General features: G+C 36.0%; 12 protein-coding genes and 2 rRNA genes. 13 read left to right on the top strand and 1 reads right to left on the bottom strand.

The window, feature by feature from the left end:
• The first annotated feature begins 20 nt into the window (after positions 1-20).
• From sufB to sufU, 4 genes are read left to right on the top strand one after another with little or no spacing between them, the layout of a single operon-like run.
• Positions 21-1427 carry a Fe-S cluster assembly protein SufB gene (gene sufB / locus AB3K27_RS17120; protein WP_368488568.1) on the top strand — a complete coding sequence of 469 codons (1407 nt, stop codon included), beginning with the start codon at positions 21-23 and terminating at the stop codon, positions 1425-1427.
• 17 nt (positions 1428-1444) lie between these two features.
• Entirely contained in the window at positions 1445-2614 is a 1170-nt protein-coding gene (gene sufD, locus AB3K27_RS17115; RefSeq protein WP_368488567.1) for a Fe-S cluster assembly protein SufD, read from the top strand.
• Positions 2614-3876, top strand: a complete 1263-nt coding sequence (locus AB3K27_RS17110) for a cysteine desulfurase (RefSeq protein ID WP_368491270.1) — start codon at positions 2614-2616, stop codon at positions 3874-3876. The genes sufD and AB3K27_RS17110 overlap by 1 nt, the downstream gene beginning before the upstream one ends.
• Positions 3863-4303, top strand: coding sequence for a Fe-S cluster assembly sulfur transfer protein SufU (gene sufU, locus AB3K27_RS17105; RefSeq protein WP_073537902.1), 441 nt, complete (start codon positions 3863-3865; stop codon positions 4301-4303). Before AB3K27_RS17110 ends, sufU begins: the two co-directional genes overlap by 14 nt.
• Positions 4304-4363: 60 nt before the next feature.
• Here sufU and add read toward each other — a convergent pair whose 3' ends face one another.
• The gene (add, locus tag AB3K27_RS17100; RefSeq protein WP_368488566.1) at positions 4364-5410 is read right to left on the bottom strand and encodes an adenosine deaminase; all 1047 of its coding nucleotides are present in this window, start codon (positions 5408-5410) and stop codon (positions 4364-4366) included.
• Positions 5411-5736: 326 nt separating this feature from the next.
• On the opposite strand from add, the gene AB3K27_RS17095 reads away from it, so the two are divergent.
• From AB3K27_RS17095 to AB3K27_RS17055, 9 genes are all read left to right on the top strand, one after another.
• Positions 5737-5904 (top strand): aspartyl-phosphate phosphatase Spo0E family protein, encoded by a 168-nt coding sequence (locus AB3K27_RS17095; protein WP_368488565.1) that lies wholly within the window; start codon positions 5737-5739, stop codon positions 5902-5904.
• An 805-nt stretch (positions 5905-6709) separates the two neighbouring features.
• Positions 6710-8220: ribosomal RNA gene (locus tag AB3K27_RS17090) — 16S ribosomal RNA — on the top strand.
• A 505-nt stretch (positions 8221-8725) separates the two neighbouring features.
• A 23S ribosomal RNA gene (locus AB3K27_RS17085) occupies positions 8726-11622 on the top strand.
• The 16S and 23S rRNA genes sit together here, the layout of an rRNA operon.
• A 651-nt stretch (positions 11623-12273) precedes the next feature.
• Positions 12274-13236, top strand: a complete 963-nt coding sequence (locus AB3K27_RS17080) for an NADH-ubiquinone oxidoreductase-F iron-sulfur binding region domain-containing protein (RefSeq protein WP_368488564.1) — start codon at positions 12274-12276, stop codon at positions 13234-13236.
• A 15-nt stretch (positions 13237-13251) separates the two neighbouring features.
• On the top strand, positions 13252-14013 hold the full coding sequence (locus tag AB3K27_RS17075; RefSeq protein ID WP_368488563.1) for a 2Fe-2S iron-sulfur cluster-binding protein: 762 nt from the start codon (positions 13252-13254) through the stop codon (positions 14011-14013).
• 37 nt (positions 14014-14050) lie between these two features.
• Entirely contained in the window at positions 14051-14599 is a 549-nt protein-coding gene (locus AB3K27_RS17070; RefSeq protein ID WP_368488562.1) for a 4Fe-4S dicluster domain-containing protein, read from the top strand.
• A 70-nt stretch (positions 14600-14669) separates the two neighbouring features.
• Positions 14670-16043, top strand: a complete 1374-nt coding sequence (locus AB3K27_RS17065; RefSeq protein WP_368491269.1) for a [FeFe] hydrogenase, group A — start codon at positions 14670-14672, stop codon at positions 16041-16043.
• 451 nt (positions 16044-16494) lie between these two features.
• A complete protein-coding gene (gene eutM, locus AB3K27_RS17060; protein WP_073537908.1) occupies positions 16495-16773 on the top strand; it encodes an ethanolamine utilization microcompartment protein EutM in 279 nt (92 codons plus the stop codon).
• Between the two features lie 467 nt (positions 16774-17240).
• Entirely contained in the window at positions 17241-18905 is a 1665-nt protein-coding gene (locus AB3K27_RS17055) for a propanediol/glycerol family dehydratase large subunit (RefSeq protein ID WP_368488561.1), read from the top strand.
• The last annotated feature ends 87 nt before the right edge of the window (positions 18906-18992 follow it).

Raw genomic sequence — 18992 nt, 5'->3', positions numbered from 1 at the left:
TAATAAGAGAGGTGTTCCTGTTGAAAAAAAATAAAACTTATATAAAAGATATAATAAGAAGTATTTATGATGTAAAAAATAAAGATGAATCTATTTATAAAACTGATAGAGGACTTACAAAAGAAATAATAGAGGAAATATCTTATGAAAAAAATGATCCGGCCTGGATGAAAGAGTTTAGGCTTAAGGCCTTAGAAATATATGATAATATGCCAATGCCTTCATGGGGACCTGATTTAACAGATCTAAATATGGATAATATAGTGACCTATGTAAGACCAGATACTGACATAAAACATAATTGGAGAGATGTTCCTAAAGATATAAAAAATACTTTTGATTTGTTGGGTATACCTAAAGCAGAGCAAAAATCACTAGCAGGAGTAGGTGCTCAATATGATTCTGAAGTTGTTTACCATAATGTAAGTGAAGATCTGAAAAAACAGGGTGTACTATATATGGATATGGAAACGGCCATAAGGGACTATGAAGAATTAGTGAGACCTCATTTTATGAAACTTGTACCTCCAACGGATCATAAATTTGCTGCACTTCATGGAGCAGTATGGTCTGGAGGATCCTTTGTATATGTTCCAGAGGGAGTTCAGGTTGATATTCCAATTCAATCTTATTTTAGATTAAATGCTCCAGGAGCGGGACAATTTGAACATACCCTTATAATAGTTGAAAAAGGAGCAAAAATTCATTATATAGAGGGATGTTCTGCACCTAAATATTATGTAAATAACTTGCATGCAGGTTGTGTGGAAGTTTATATAAGAGAAGGAGCTTCATTAAAATACAGTACTATAGAGAATTGGTCTAGAAATATGTATAATTTAAATACAAAGAGAGCAGTTGTAGATAAAAATGGTCATATAGAATGGGTAACAGGGTCTTTTGGCTCTAAAGTATCAATGCTGTACCCCATGAGTATATTAAAAGGGGAAGGAGCAAAATGTGATTTTACAGGGGTAACTTTTGCAGGTGCCAATCAGTATTTAGATACAGGTTCAAAAGTAATTCATGCAGCACCAAATACTACATCTACTGTAAATTCAAAATCAATATCTAAAGATGGAGGAGTTGCTATTTATAGAGGACTTTTAAGTTCCACAAAGAATGCAGTTCACTCAAAATCAAGTGTGTCCTGTGAATCACTTATGTTGGATAACGAATCCAGATCAGATACCATACCTGTTATAAGTGTATGTAATAACAATGTAGATATAGGACATGAAGCTAAGATAGGCAGAATAAGCGAGGATGCCATTTTTTATCTTATGAGCAGAGGACTTACAGAGGAAGAAGCAAAAGGTATGATAGTTACAGGTTTTGTAGAACCTATAGCAAAAGAGCTTCCACTTGAATATGCTGTGGAGATGAATAACTTGATTAAATTAGAGCTGAAGGGAACTATAGGATAAGGAGGTAGGATAGCATAATGTTAAATGAAGAAAATTTCAATGAAAATAAAGATATGAAAGTTATATTTGAAAGTAAAAGGGACTTTAAAGTAAACTCAACCTATGTTCCCACATGGAAATGTTTGGGATTAAATAATTTTCCTATTAAAGACTGTAGACTTTCAAAAATAAATCCTTATGATAAGGATTATATAAATTTTAAAGTTGAAGATTTTAAAGAGGCGGAGGTAGTGCCTATAAACAAAGAAAGAAAAAGTGAGTATTTCTATAATTACCCTAATTTTAAAGAAGCATCTTTTGTGTGTGGAGATTTTGTAAAACTTGGAGAAGAAGGATTTAATTCAGGTGTATTTGTAAAAGTTCCTCCGAATAAGATTGTGAACTCAAATATAAGGCTTAATTTTAATTTGGATAAAGATAATACTATGGTTATAGATCATAATATAATTGTGGCTGAGGCTAACAGCAAAATTACTTTTATAGTAGATTATCATACAGATAATGAGGAGATAAATGCTTTTCATAATGGGATAACTAAAATAATTGCAAAAGATGGGTCCGAGGTAAATGTTGTAAAAATTCAAAGGATGAATGATAAATCGTTTCATTTTGATTGGAATATGGCACTTGTAGAGAGAAGTGCCAAGATAAATTGGATAACTATAGAAATTGGAAGTAGTATAAGTGTTACAAATTATAATTCTGATTTAATAGGAGAACATAGTGAGGTTAATATTTATTCAGCATATATGGTAGATGGAGATAGAAAACAGGATATTTACTATACTAATAATCATTTTGGTAAAAAGAGTATCAGCAATATGTGGGTAGAAGGGGTATTAAAAGATAGAGCTAAAAAGGTATTTAAAGGCAACATAGATTTTAAAAAAGGATGTTATGAATCTAAAGGATCTCAGATGGAAGAAGTACTTCTTTTAGATCCTGAAGTGAAAACAGATTCTGTTCCAATGCTTCTTTGCAGAGAAGAGAATGTAGATGGAGCACATGCAGCCAGTATTGGTAAAATAGACGAAGATGAACTTTTTTATTTAATGAGCAGAGGTTTTAATTATAGTGAAGCACAAAAACTTGTAATAGAAGCCAGATTCAATCCTATTTTTGATAGAATTCCTGCAGAGGATTTGAGAGAACTTTTATCTGAAGAACTTAATAGGAGGATTATATGATGAATGGTTTAGATGCCAAAATAACAAATATAAATGTAAAAAAAATAAGGAAAGACTTTCCTATACTATCTATAAAAGTAAATGGAAATGATTTAGTATATCTAGATAATGGCGCCACAACTCAAAAACCAATATCTGTTATAAAGGCAGTGCAAAATTATAATGAAAATTATAATGGAAATCCTCACAGAGGTGCTCATTATTTAGGAATTACATCTACAGAGGCTTATGAGGGAGCTCGTGAAAAAGTAAGAGAATTTATAGGAGCAAAAAAGTGCTCTGAAATAATATTTACAAGAAATGCTACAGAGTCTCTTAATTTAATAGCTTATACCTATGGTGTAAATTTTATAAATAAAGGAGATGAAATAGTAATTCCTATATCAGAACATCATAGTAACATACTCCCCTGGCAAATGATATCAAAAGCCAAAGGTGCAGTACTTAAATATATGTATACTGATAAAAATGGAAGATTAAATGAAGAGGAATATAAAAGTAAGATTACAGATAGAACAAAGCTAGTTTCTATTGCGCAGATGTCCAATGTACTTGGAACAAAATATCCAGTTAAAGAAATCGCAAAATATGCTCATAAAAAAGGAGCTGTAGTTATAGTGGATGGAGCCCAGAGTGTCCCCCATATGAAAGTAGATGTGTGTGATATTGATGCGGATTTTTTTGTATTTTCAGGTCACAAAATGCTGTCTTCCATGGGAATTGGAGTGCTTTATGGAAAAGAAGAACTTCTGTTAAAAATGCCGCCTTTTTTAAGAGGAGGAGATATGATAGAATATGTCACAGAACAGGAATCTACTTTTGCAGAACTTCCATATAAATTTGAAGCAGGGACTCAAAATGTAGAAGGAGCTGTGTCTATTGGAGCAGCTATTGATTATTTAAATTCAATAGGACTTGATAAGATTGAAGTATATGAAAGGGAACTTACAGAATATGTACTTAAAAAAATTAGTGAAATAGAATATGTTACAGTATACGGAGCTAAAGATACAGAACATAGGGGAGGAATTATTTCCTTCAATGTAAAAGATGTGCATCCTCATGATGTGTCAACAATATTAAATACTTATGGAGTGGCAATAAGAGCAGGGCATCACTGTGCACAGCCCCTTATGGAATATTTAGGTATACAGTCATCTTCAAGAGCTAGTTTTTATTTCTATAATACCTATGAAGAAATAGATAAATTTATAGAGGGTCTTAGGCAGGTAAGGAAGTGGTTAGGATATGGACGATCTTAGTATGATATACTCGGAAATAATAACAGAACATAATCAAGATACTACAAATAAAAGATATATAAAAGATGCAGATGTAAAAGAGAGAGGACATAATCCCAGTTGTGGAGATGATATAACTCTTTTATTAAAATTTAATGGAGATGTAATAAGTGATTTGGCTTATGAAGGTAGTGGATGTGCCATATCTCAGGCTTCTACATCTATGATGATAGATTTGGTAAAAGGTAAAACTATTGATGAAGCCATAGATTATGTAAATCTCTTTATAGGAATGATAAAGAAAGAAGTTACTGATGAGAAAGAATTAGAAAAACTAGAAGATGCCATTGCCCTTAAAAATATATCTACCTTGCCTGGTAGGGTAAAATGTGCAGTGCTTGCATGGCATACTTTAGAAGAAGCTATAAAAAATAGAAAAGTAGTTTAGAAAATAAATCTCCTACCCAAAGTAAGTATCTTAGGCAGGAGATTTTTAAGTAAAAGTGAACTATAAAATAGGATTGGCTAACTCTATCACATTTATGGTGGATAGATATTCTTCACGCAGTTTATTTATATCTTCTTTTGATGCAAAGGAAGATTCTATTCCATTTTTTATAACTTTTTTCATATCATTGAAGTTAAAGTTTTGATATTTTATAAGATAATTGAATTCCTCAATTAAATTGGTATTTGATACAGTTGTATTATCGGTATTTACTGTAATGACTAGATCTTCATCTAAATATTTTTTTATAGGATGTTCTTGGTAAGAAGTTACAGCTGAAGTATTTACATTACTGGTTATACATACTTCTAGGGGAATTCTATTTTCTTTTAGGTAGTTTGTTATTTCTCTGTCTTTGTATGCATAAGTGCCGTGTCCTATTCTTTCCGCACCTAAAATATTTATAGATTTTATTATATTTTCTGGTAAACCTGTTTCTCCAGCGTGTACTGTTCGATGAAGCCCGTATTCTCTGGCTAGTGTAAAAGCTTCTTCATGAATTTCAGGAGGGAAGTCCGATTCATTTCCCGCAAGATCTATAGCAACTACGCCTTTGCCAATATATTTTTGGGCTGTATTTACAAGCTCTATTCCTTTTTCTATAGGTTCTTGTCTCAGTATACATAAAATTAAGTTAGACATAATATTTAAATGAATTCTTCCGTAATTCATAGCAGTTAGTACAGTATTTATAACTTGATCTAAGGTTAACCCATCTTTTAAATGATTAAAAGGAGCAAAACGTATTTCTATATATTTTATATTTTGTTTTAAAGCATCTTCTAATAGTTCTAAAGTTACCCTATATATATGTTCTTCCTTCTGCATGATTTGTATGGGAAGGTTGAACTTATTTAAGTATTCTTTTAAAGAAGTACATTTTCCAATAACTTTAATTTCCTCTTGGAAGTTAGCTAGTTTTTTATTTGGAAGAGGTATGTTCTCCTTACAGGCAATATCTAAAATAGTTTCTGGTCTTAAACTACCATCTAGGTGACAGTGCAGATCTGTCTTAGGAATAAGCTTGAGTATTTTATTAAAATCCATTATATCACTCCTCATTTAATGTGATAAAAATATTTTATTAATATAAATTTTATCTAATAGTTTTTTAGAAGAACTTGATAATATAGTACCATTATTAGTATACATTTACAATCAAGTGATTTAGAGGTTCAGGCGTTAGCTAATTTCAATGTTTGAATAAACAGGGCTTAATTTATATTGATATATTATTTGTCTAAATGTAATACTTCATAGTATAATTTATATTTTAAAGTAAATAAATGTATTATGTTAATTATTGCAATGTACAGAATAAAGTAATACAATAAAAAAGGTTGTAAAAAATTAATAAATGGAGTGAGGAATTTATGAAACAAATAGAGCAGCTTAGAGAAAAGTTGAATGAACTAGTTGCTAAAAGTGATATATTATATAGAGGAGAAGTGTTGAAGTTAAGTCAGGAATTAGATGAGTTGATATATATTCAATATAATAAGAGTAAAGAACATGATGATAGTTTTCAATATGATATGTAAACAGTACTTTTAAATGTAAAGTTTATTTATATATATTGAAAGTAGAAGCTATGCATATAAATTTATATAAAAGTACATAATATATAATCAAGGACATATTAGTGCAATGATTTTTTATTATAGATTATTAAGTGATTCTAAGGATCAGGTGAAATTTACTTATGAAAAATGCTTTTCTCCATCTGAATCTTAGAGGAATTTATCCGGGTATGTAGCAATACTCATCCTTCATTTTGAAGAAAATTAGAGGCTTTGACTAATTACCGCCTTTGGATAAAATTAAATGGATAAATTTTATAAAACAAAAAAGTCACAGAAGATGTTGACAAAGGGAAAATGAGATGATATACTATAAAAGCTGTCTGGGAAAACAGGCGGCAGTAAAGATTAGATGTGATCCTTGAAAATTAAACAGAATGAAGAACATAGGTAAACTTATTTATTAAGAATAAACCAGCAATTCTTTTGAGCTGCGAGAGCAGTAGAGGAAGTAATTTCGTAATTAAGTATATTTACTTAGTATTTTGCTGAAAGAGATATACTAAAATTACTAGTAGCGAGTACAGCGAGGAAAAGGCTGAATGAGGAGCGGAACTTACTTGTGTAATTGAGCACCGGAATGAGGCATTTGACGAAGCTGGGCGAAGCTAATAGTAATTTTCAAAAAATTAATAATGATGAATAGTTCAAGGAAAGACTTGAGTGAGGAACAGAGTTTACTTTAGGTAAATGAGTACCGCAGCGAAAGGCTTGACGCAGAAATATGAAGTTAGTATTAATTTTTTAACAGAGTCAATAAAACTTTTAAAATAAGAGTTTGATCCTGGCTCAGGACGAACGCTGGCGGCGTGCCTAACACATGCAAGTCGAGCGAGGAAGCCCTTTCGGGGGTGGAATAGCGGCGGACGGGTGAGTAACACGTGGGTAACCTGCCTCAAAGAGGGGGATAGCCTCCCGAAAGGGAGATTAATACCGCATAGAAGGTAAAAACCGCATGGAGGATACCTTAAAGGAGAAATCCGCTTTGAGATGGGCCCGCGTCGCATTAGCTAGTTGGAGGGATAAAAGCCCCCCAAGGCGACGATGCGTAGCCGACCTGAGAGGGTGAACGGCCACATTGGAACTGAGAAACGGTCCAGACTCCTACGGGAGGCAGCAGTGGGGAATATTGCACAATGGGCGAAAGCCTGATGCAGCAACGCCGCGTGAGTGAAGAAGGTTTTCGGATCGTAAAGCTCTGTCATCCGGGACGATAATGACGGTACCGGAAGAGGAAGCCACGGCTAACTACGTGCCAGCAGCCGCGGTAATACGTAGGTGGCGAGCGTTGTCCGGAATTACTGGGCGTAAAGGGTGTGCAGGCGGATATTTAAGTGAGATGTGAAAGACCCGGGCTTAACCCGGGCAGTGCATTTCAAACTGGATATCTAGAGTGCAGGAGAGGAGAACGGAATTCCTAGTGTAGCGGTGAAATGCGTAGAGATTAGGAAGAACACCAGTGGCGAAGGCGGTTCTCTGGACTGTAACTGACGCTGAGGCACGAAAGCGTGGGTAGCAAACAGGATTAGATACCCTGGTAGTCCACGCCGTAAACGATGAGTACTAGGTGTAGGGGGTATCGACCCCTCCTGTGCCGCAGTAAACACAATAAGTACTCCGCCTGGGAAGTACGATCGCAAGATTAAAACTCAAAGGAATTGACGGGGACCCGCACAAGCAGCGGAGCATGTGGTTTAATTCGAAGCAACGCGAAGAACCTTACCTGGACTTGACATCCCCTGAATAACTTGTAATGGAGGAAGCCCTTTGGGGCAGGGAGACAGGTGGTGCATGGTTGTCGTCAGCTCGTGTCGTGAGATGTTAGGTTAAGTCCTGCAACGAGCGCAACCCCTGTTGTTAGTTGCCATCACAGAAAGGTGGGCACTCTAACAAGACTGCCGCGGTTAACGTGGAGGAAGGTGGGGATGACGTCAAATCATCATGCCCCTAATGTCCAGGGCGACACACGTGCTACAATGGGCAGAACAGAGAGAAGCAATACCGCGAGGAGGAGCAAATCTCAAAAACTGCTCCCAGTTCGGATTGCAGGCTGAAACCCGCCTGCATGAAGTTGGAGTTGCTAGTAATCGCGAATCAGCATGTCGCGGTGAATACGTTCCCGGGTCTTGTACACACCGCCCGTCACACCATGAGAGCTGGCAACACCCGAAGTCCGTAGTCTAACCAAGGAGGACGCGGCCGAAGGTGGGGTTAGTGATTGGGGTGAAGTCGTAACAAGGTAGCCGTAGGAGAACCTGCGGCTGGATCACCTCCTTTCTAAGGAGTCGAAAGGCAGGGAAAGCTTGTCTTAAAAGCTGGGGAATATAGATAAGTAAGTTACCATTTATTCTGTTTAATTTTGAGGGATCATAGTCAGTTGACAATTAAGAGTTGACAATTGACAGTTAGATTCCCATTCCAATTGTACGGTGTAAGCAGTAATAGTAAATTGTGCACTGTGAATTGAAAGAATTTTGTCCTTTGAAAATTGCACAGTAAATAAAAGAAGTAAAACTAAGGTTAGAAATAACCTTTGTAGTAGTAAGTATAATTAAAGTTATGTTTACATTGTAATAAATAACTAAGGATAAAAATTGGTAATAACGAGTGCAGCAAGGAAAAGGCCGAATGAGGAGCGGAATTTACTTATGTAAATGAGCACCGCAGTGAGGCATTTGACGCAGCTGTACGAAGTTAGTAGCAATTTTTTAATGAAACTCACTCAGCTAAGGCTGAGGAGTGCAATTTAGGAACCAAATCAAAGATTTGGACTAAATTATCAGGTCAAGCTACAAAGGGCGCATGGAGGATGCCTTGGCACCAGGAGCCGAAGAAGGACGTGATAAGCTGCGAAAAGCTCTGGGTAGGCGCAAATAGCCAGAGAACCAGAGATATCCGAATGGGGAAACCCACCTAAAAAACAATAGGTACTGCAGGGTGAATATATAGGTCTGCAGAGGGAAACCCGGGGAACTGAAACATCTAAGTACCCGGAGGAAGAGAAAGAAAAATCGATTTTCTAAGTAGCGGCGAGCGAAAGGGAAAGAGCCCAAACCGGAAACTTGTTTCCGGGGTAGAGGTCAGGTAAAAAAAATTGTGGAAGCTTAACTGAATACAACTGGAAAGATGAGCCGCAGAAGGTAAAAGCCCTGTAAGTGAAAAGCAGAAACGAAATAACCTGTACCGGAGTACCACGAGACACGAGAAACCTTGTGGGAAGCAGGGAGGACCACCTCCCAAGGCTAAATACTACCTGGTGACCGATAGAGGAGGAGTACCGTGAGGGAAAGGTGAAAAGAACCCCGGGAGGGGAGTGAAAGAGAACCTGAAACCGTGTGTCCACAAACAGTCGAAGTACGTTAAAGTACGACGGCGTGCTTTTTGTAGAACGAGCCAGCGAGTTACGGCATGCAGCAAGGTTAAATACTTAAGGTATGGAGCCGAAGGGAAACCGAGTCTGAAAAGGGCGGGGAGTTGTATGCTGTAGACCCGAAACCGGGTGACCTATCCATGGCCAGGTTGAAGCGGAAGTAAAATTCCGTGGAGGACCGAACCACGTTGGTGTTGAAAAACCATGGGATGAGCTGTGGATAGCGGAGAAATTCCAATCGAACTCGGAGATAGCTGGTTCTCCCCGAAATAGCTTTAGGGCTAGCGTCGGGAGTGAGTAATGGAGGTAGAGCACTGAATGGGGTAGGGGCTGACAACAGTTACCGAACCTTATCAAACTCCGAATGCCATATACTTGAATCCCGGCAGTCAGACTGCGAATGATAAGATCCGTAGTCAAAAGGGAAAAAGCCCAGACCACCAGCTAAGGTCCCGAAGTGTAAGTTAAGTGGAAAAGGATGTGTGATATCGAAGACAACTAGGATGTTGGCTTAGAAGCAGCCATACATTTAAAGAGTGCGTAATAGCTCACTAGTCAAGAGGTCATGCGCCGAAGATGTCCGGGGCTAAAACTTACCACCGAAGCTATGGGCCTGAAAGGGCGGTAGGGGAGCATGCTGCACAGGCAGAAGCCATACCGGAAGGAGTGGTGGACGGTGCAGGAGAGAGAATGCTGGCATAAGTAGCGAGAAATAAGTGAGAATCTTATTGGTCGAAAACCTAAGGGTTCCCGGGGAAGGTTCGTCCGCCCGGGGTAAGTCGGGACCTAAGCCGAGGCCGAGAGGCGTAGGCGATGGACAACCGGTTGAAATTCCGGTACCACATTTTTGCGAAAAAGAACAGAAGGGATGACGCAGAAGGATAGGATGTGCACACGAATGGATGTGTGTCCAAGGAGTGAGGGAGGAGATAGAGGAAAAACCATATGTCCGGTAATCCTGAGCTTTGAAGGGGAGTCCGCAAGGGCGAGTATCTGATTTCACACTGCCAAGAAAAGTCTCTATGGAGCAGGAATGTGCCCGTACCGCAAACCGACACAGGTAGGTGAGGAGAGAATCCTAAGACCATCGGAAGAATTGTTGTTAAGGAACTCGGCAAATTGACTCCGTAACTTAGGGAAAAGGAGTGCCACGGAAGTGGCCGCAGAGAAAAGGCCCAAGCAACTGTTTATCAAAAACACAGGTCTCTGCTAAAGCGAAAGCTGAAGTATAGGGGCTGACGCCTGCCCGGTGCTGGAAGGTTAAGGGGACTGCTCAGCGAAAGCGAAGGCAAGAACTTAAGCCCCAGTAAACGGCGGCCGTAACTATAACGGTCCTAAGGTAGCGAAATTCCTTGTCGGGTAAGTTCCGACCCGCACGAATGGCGTAATGATTTGGGCACTGTCTCAACAACAAATCCGGCGAAATTGAAGTGCAAGTGAAGATGCTTGCTACCCGCGATTGGACGGAAAGACCCCGTAGAGCTTTACTGCAGTTTATCACTGAATTTTGGTATTGCCTGTACAGGATAGGTGGGAGGCAGGGAAAGAAGTGCGCCAGCATTTGTGGAGCCAACGTTGGGATACCACCCTGGCAGTACTGAAATTCTAACCGGAGTGCATGAAACTGGACACGGGACAATGATAGGCGGGCAGTTTGACTGGGGCGGTCGCCTCCAAAAGAGTAACGGAGGCGTACAAAGGTTCCCTCAGAAGGGTTGGAAATTCTTCGGAGAGTGCAAAGGCAAAAGGGAGCTTGACTGCGACACAAACAGGTGGAGCAGGGACGAAAGTCGGGCTTAGTGATCCGGTGGTACCTCGTGGGAGGGCCATCGCTCAACGGATAAAAGCTACCTCGGGGATAACAGGCTGATCTCCCCCAAGAGTTCACATCGACGGGGAGGTTTGGCACCTCGATGTCGGCTCGTCGCATCCTGGGGCTGGAGTAGGTCCCAAGGGTTGGGCTGTTCGCCCATTAAAGCGGCACGCGAGCTGGGTTCAGAACGTCGTGAGACAGTTCGGTCCCTATCCGTCGCGGGCGTAGGAAATTTGAGGGGAGCTGTCCCTAGTACGAGAGGACCGGGATGGACTGACCGCTGGTGAACCAGTTGTTCCGCCAGGAGCACAGCTGGGTAGCTAAGTCGGGAAGGGATAAACGCTGAAAGCATCTAAGTGTGAAGCCCACCCCAAGACGAGATTTCCCATGGCGAAAGCCAGTAAGACCCCTCCGAGAAGAGGAGGAGATAGGTCAGGGGTGTAAGCATGGCAACATGTTAAGCTGACTGATACTAATAGGTCGAGGGCTTGACCAAATAATATTTACTGTGCAATTTTCAGAGGATTAATGTAAAAGTGTATGTCTTATATACCATATTAAGAATAGTAATTTAGTAATATGAAATTTAAGTTTGATGTAGGATTCTGTATCAAGCTTTTTTATTTGTCTGGAATCTATTATCTATCTTTTTTGAAATGGGGATAAGTACTGATATACGTCCTTTTATAAGTTCTTTTTAGATCCAGATAGAGAAGAGATATTTCTGATAATAAATTTCATCTGAACCTCTGAATTACTTGATTATTCTTTTATTTGGTTTTAAAACATGTTATACTGAAGTCGAATAGATTGTTTACATATTAACAATGTATATAAGTATATAAATATAAAAATCAGGTATTTACAAAAAATTTAATATGTGAAAGGGGAGTATATTAATAGGTATAAATTTAGTAGGTATAATAGGGATAATTTTCATATATACTATATAAAAATTATATCTATTGTTAATATTTTAATTTTTATTAAGTGTGGTAATTGTTATAAAAATGAAGTCGTTTACAAATAGTGATGCTAGTTTTAAAATAATATAAACTAAAACTTACAGATAGCTAATTGAGTATATCAGTGAGAGTATTAAGTGGAATTAATTAATAATATTGATAAATTATAGAGGTGAAAAATTATGGGCAATAAAAAGAAAATTTATGTATGCTGTGGAACAGGATGTATAGCTAAAAATAGCATGTCAATTTTTGAAGAATTCAGAGATAGAATACAACAGATGGAAATTGATGCTGAGGTGTCAGCTAAACTGACATCTAGTGTATGCAGTGGAATATGTGATAAGGGCCCTGTGGTTAAAATCTATCCTAATATAACCTACTATGGAGTTAAGATTAAAGATGTTGAAGAAATAATTCAAAGGACAGTTATAAATGATGAAATTGTTAGCAGATTGATAAAAGCTACTCCGTCTATGAAGGAAAAACTAAAAGATTATCATGAAAGTGGATTTTATAAAAGACAGTATAAAGTAGCACTTAAAAATGTAGATGATATAGATCCAACTACTATAGATCAATATATTGAAAAAGGTGGATATGAAGCTTTAAAGGAAGTAATACTTGAAATGAAACCAGAAATTGTTATGGGTGATAGAAATTGTATGGTAGATGTGGTTAAAGATTACTTAAGTTTTTTAAGTAAAGAGTTTTGTGGAAAATGTATGCCCTGTAGAGAAGGGGTAAAGAGGATGCTGGAGATGGCTACTGATATTTGTGAAGGCACTGCAAAGGAAAGAGATATAGAGAATATGCTTCAAATGTCTTATGTTATTAGTCAAGCTTCTTTATGTAATCTTGGTAAACGTGCACAAAATCCGATAATGATTGCTATTAGATATTTTAGAGACGAATTTGAAGAACATTTAAAAAATAAAAGATGTAGACAAGGAATATGTAAAAATCTTACTACTTTTTATATAGATAAAGACAAGTGTATGGGTTGTAACTTGTGTAAAAAAAACTGTGATAATAATTGTATTGTAGGAGAATTTAAAAGGCCTCATGAAATAGATGAGAGTAAATGTATTAGATGTGGTAACTGCATAGATATATGTAGGTTCGATGCTATTAAGATTTTATAAAGAGGTGAATTTAAAATGAAAATTGTAATAAATGGTAAAGATTATGAAACTGAAAAAGGAGATACTATATTAAAAGTAGCTAGAAGAAATAACATATATATACCTACCTTATGCCACAGTGATGCTTTGCCAGGCTTAGCAAGCTGCAGACTCTGTATAGTAGAGATCGTGGATGGAGAAGAATCTAAAATTGTAGCTTCTTGTATATCTCCTGCAAATCCTGCAAATAAAGAAATAGAAGTTATGACTGATTCAAATAAGATAAAGAGGATGAGGAGAACTATAGCTATGTTACTTCAAGCTAGATGTCCTGATAATAAGGAAATAGAAAAGTTTGCTAAAGCTTTTAAAGTGGAGAAGAGAAAAGTAAATAGATTTAAGTTAAGCAAAGGAGAAGACTGCGTTTTGTGTGGACTTTGTGTAAAGGCCTGTAAAGCAGTGGGGATAGGAGTACTTTCTTTAGTTAATAAGGGTATATATAAGAAATTGAATATTTTGGATAAAGCTTCCCAAAAGTGTATAGGGTGTGGTTCCTGTGCTAATGTATGTCCAACTAATGCCATAAAAATTATAGATAAAAATGAACAAAGAAAAATATGGGGCAATAAGTTTAAAATGGTTAAATGTGATTGCTGTGGAGAATATTTTGCCACGGAGGATCATATTAAATATGCCTACGATAAGTTAGGAATAGGGCAACCGGAAAAAATTTATTGCAGTAAGTGTAAAAGAAAACATGCAGTTAGGTCTATAAACAATGTATTTGAAAGTATTTAAAGTTATATGTCTTAAAATAGGAAAGGTGGTAAGTTGAGTGAAAGAGTATATAAATTCTTTTGTAATTGCAGACCCAGATAAATGTATAGGATGTAGAGCCTGTGAAATTGCTTGTGCTGCAAAGCATAGAAAAAATAATTCAGGAGGTACTATTGGAACTATGAATAATGAGGTAGTTCCAAGATTATTTCTTGTGAAAGGGGAGCATTTTACAATGCCTGTACAATGTAGACATTGCACAGAAGCTCTTTGTGTGAATGTTTGTCCTGTAAAGGCTATAGTTGAAAATGATGGAATTATATTTGTGCAAGAAGACAAATGTATAGGATGTAAAAATTGTATGTTGGTGTGTACAGTAGGGGCTGTGAATTTATTACCAAGAATTGAAAGTCAGGTGACTAAAGGAAGGATTAAACCTAAAGTTAGTGCTGTAGCTTATAAATGTGACTTATGCATAGAAGAAGGCAAAAAACCTACCTGCATTGAAGAATGTCTAGAGGAAGCTTTGAAATTAGTAAAATGGGAAGAAAATAAGGACTATAATGGAGATTGCAATATTAAAAAACCTCATAAGCAAATGAAATAAAAAGATTTAATTTATAGGTTATAAAAATTTGATAAAGAAAGGAATGTTAGATATGTGGACTAATACTTCCATGATAAATATAGATAGAGAATTATGTACAGGTTGTAGGCGATGTGCTAATGTATGTCCGGTGGATGCTATAGAAGGCAAACAAGGTGAACCACAAGTGATAGATGTAGAAAAATGTATTATGTGCGGACAATGTATTCAAATATGTAAAGGATATTATTCTATATATGACGATGTTGCTACCCCTATGAGTAAAAAACTATTTGATAGGGGATTACTGGACAATGTAGATGAACCTCTTTTTGCAGCATATAGTACAAGCAAAATTAAAAATGTTAAGGAAATACTAGGGAACACAGATGTATTCAAAATTGTACAGTGTGCACCTGCTGTAAGAGTTGCTATAGGAGAGGAATTTGGATTGCCATTTGGAATTTTAAGTGAGGGAAAAATGGCAGCTATGCTTAAAAAAATTGGATTTGATAAGGTGTATGATACAAATTTTGGCGCAGATCTTACTATAATGGAAGAGGGTAGTGAACTATTAGATAGGATAACAAAAGGAGGAACCTTACCTATGTTTACTTCCTGTTGTCCTGCATGGGTAAAATATATGGAGCAAACTTATCCAGAACTTTTAGATCATCTTTCCAGTTGTAAATCTCCGCAACAGATGGCTGGTGCTATTTTTAAGAGCTATGGAGCTGAGATAAATAAAGTAAATCCAGCTAAGATATATAATGTAGCTGTTATGCCCTGTACCTGTAAGGAATTTGAAAGTGAAAGAGAGGAGATGAATTATCATGAATATAAGAATGTAGATGTAGTTATAACTACAAGAGAGTTAGCACATTTAATAAAAGATGCTGGTATTGACTTCAGTACTCTTTCCAATGATAAATTTGATGATATACTAGGAATGTATACTGGAGCAGGAACCATATTCGGCTCTACTGGGGGAGTAATGGAAGCGGTCCTTAGAACAGGATATGAATTATATACTAAGAAGCCCATTCCTAGCATAGAACTTACTGATATCAGAGGGGGAGAGGGATTTAGGACTGCAGAAGTGAAATTAGCAGATTTTAAATTAAAGGTAGGAGTAGTTTCAGGGTTGAAGCATGTAAAAAAGGTATTGGATGCGATAAAAAAGGGAAAATGCGATATGCATTTTATAGAAGTTATGACATGTCCTGAAGGTTGTGTAAGTGGAGGAGGGCAGCCTAAAATTATATTTGAAGCAGATAAGTCTGTAGCCTATGATGCTAGGAAAAAAGGACTTTATAATCATGATTCTAATCTTTCTTATAGAAAGTCTCATGAGAATCCAAGTATACAAAAATTATATAGTGAATTTTTAGGGGAACCTTTAGGACATAAATCTCATGAGTTGTTGCATACAAAATATAAATCCAGAAAAAACACTACTTTATAATATTTAAGATTCAAATTAATAAAAATTCACATAAAATAAAGGATAAATAAATGCATATGTGTATTATAATTAATTTTTTAATTTTTAAACAAATGTGGAAAAGTCTTTTTTATTTGTTAATGATATTAGTAAATAATCTATAAAAATTTAATGATTTTATTTATAAAATGATGTATAATTTTATTTATCAGATACAATCTTTAATTTACTTTATGTTGTTGCTGTTGTATTACTAAAGTTGTTTATGTATTTTCCAAAATTTCTTCATTATTATGTTAGTATATGAAGATGTAAAGAAAGTACATAAATATATATAAAAAATACAATTTTAAATAGTTAATATAGGTATTAAACTAAACAATATTTTGCAAGATAAGTATGTAAAAATAATATACAATAGAAAATGTAAAAATATTAATAAAATAATTTTAAATTTCATGGAGGTGTTCTTATGGGACAAGAAGCATTAGGTATGATTGAAACAAAAGGATTAGTTGGAGCTATTGAGGCAGCTGATTCAATGGTAAAGGCAGCAAATGTTCAATTAATAGGAAAAGAACAAATAGGTTCAGGACTTGTAACCGTTATGGTAAGAGGAGATGTAGGTGCAGTAAAAGCTGCTACAGATGCAGGAGCTGCTTCAGCTCAGAGAGTAGGAGAACTTGTATCAGTACATGTTATTCCAAGACCTCATACAGATGTTGAAAAAATATTACCTAAAATTGGTTAATAAATCAAGTCTGATTATTAATAAAGGCAGTTATACTAGGTGATGATTTAATCGAAAAGGTTTTAAGTCAGTTTAATGAAAGCATAATTTGAAAAATTTTGACCTATGAAATTTGAGTGATACATTAAAGAAATGAATTTAGTTTATAAGGGCTCCGTTAATAATAATTGGATTTGCAGAAAAAGCTGTAGGTGTTGAATATGAAAAATTACAGAGGTTAAAGCTAAACATGAGGTTGTTAATCATTTATAAGTAACTGCTAAAGATGTATCTGATGAAAAAGGGCAGTAGAAGAACCACTTGAACAAGAATTAAAAGTATAGTGTTGAGTGGAATTTTAAGTACTGTTACACAATCAGTAATTGCCGCCCAAGAAGTAAGAGACAGATGTGGTATGTTTTAAAGTTATTGGGACAAAGTTCTGTTTCTACTACTAACTTTTATATCTAAGAGGGTGGTGTAAGTTAATGAGGAGATCTGAAAGATTTGAGGTATTAGAGCAAAGGTCAATTCATAAGGATGGCTTTGTGAAAGAATGGCCCGAAATAGGACTTGTGGCCATAGAAAGTCCTAATGATCCTATTCCAAGTGTTAAAGTGGAAGATGGAAAAATAATTGAGATGGATGGAAAGAGGAGAGAAGAGTTTGATTTTATAGATATCTTTCTTGCAGATCATTCAATCAATGTAAAAAATACAGAAAAAGCTATGGCAATGGATTCACTGGATATTGCTAGAATGTTGGTGGATATAAATATTTCCAGAGATGAAATTATGAATATAACTAATTCACTTACAGCAGCAAAATTGGTAGAAGTAATTAGTAACTTAAATGTAGTGGAAATGATGATGGCTCTTCAGAAAATGAAGGCCAGAAGGACACCTGCAAACCAAGCATGTGTGACTAATTTGCGGGATAATCCTGTTCAAATTGCAGCAGATTCAGCGGAGGGAGCCCTTAGAGGTTTTGCAGAAATGGAAACAAGAGCAGGAATGTTAAGATATACCCTTTTTAATGCGATTTCAATCTTAATAGGTTCTCAGATAGGAAGGCCTGGGGTATTAACGCAATGTTTACTGGAAGATGCTACGAAAATTAAATTAGGTATGCTTGGTTTTGCTTCTTATGTAGAAACTATATCTGTATATGGTACAGAAAGTGCATTTGTAGAGGGTGATGATACTCCTTGGTCTAATTCTTTCTTAGCTTCAGCATATACTTCGAGAGGATTTAAAATGAGATTTTCTTCAAGCATTGGTTCTGAAGTTCAAATGGGATATTCAGAGGGAAAATCAATGCTTTATTTAGAAGCAAGGTGTATAATGATGGCTAAAGGTACAGGAGTTCAAGGATTGCAAAATGGGTTAGTGAATGCTGCTGGTGTTTCAGCAGCAGTACCAGAAGGTATAAAAGCAATTCTAGGAAAGAGCCTTATAACTGAAATGCTTGGTTTAGAGGTTGTATCAGGTAATGAGCAAGTTTTTACAAATTCTGAAATCAGAAAAACTTCAAAAGCTATGTTGCAATTTCTACCTGGAGCTGATTTTGTATCTCCGGGGTATAATTCTACTCCAAGTTACGATAATGTGTTTACACATTCAAATTGGAATGCAGAAAATTATGATGACTGGTTAATTTTGCAAAGAGATTTAAGAATTGATGGGGGACTTAAGCCTGTTAAGGAAGAAGAAGTTATAGCAGTTAGGAATAAGTCTGCTAGAGCAATTCAGGCTTTGTTCAAGGAATTAGGATTGCCATCTATAACTGATGAAGAAGTGGAAGCTGCAACTTATGCTCATGGTAGTAGAGATATGCCAGCTAGAAATGTAGAAGAAGATTTGAAGGCAATTGAAAAATTGTTAGATAAAGGCGTTACAATATTAGATATAGTTAAGGGACTTTATAATGGAGGCTTTGCTGATGTTGCTGAAAGTATACTTAACATGTTTAAACAGAGATTGATAGGAGATTATTTGCATCAGTCTTCGATATTTGATGAACAATATAATGTTATAAGTGCAATAAATGATAGAAACGATTATATGGGACCTGGAACTGGTTATAGGGTAGAAGCAAAAAAATGGGATGAATTGAAGAATGTAAATTTTGCTTTAGAACCCCATAAGATTTAAAAATATTAATTATTTATCTTAATTTATGTTATAGTTTTAAAACTATTTTCACAAGTAGCCATTAAGTATACAAAAATTTTCAGATTG

The sequence above is a fragment of the Clostridium sp. BJN0013 genome, assembly GCF_040939125.1.
Classification (GTDB): domain Bacteria; phylum Bacillota; class Clostridia; order Clostridiales; family Clostridiaceae; genus Clostridium_B.
The sequence above is the reverse complement of the archived record's forward strand: the minus strand, read 5'-3'. Positions and strand labels throughout refer to the sequence as shown.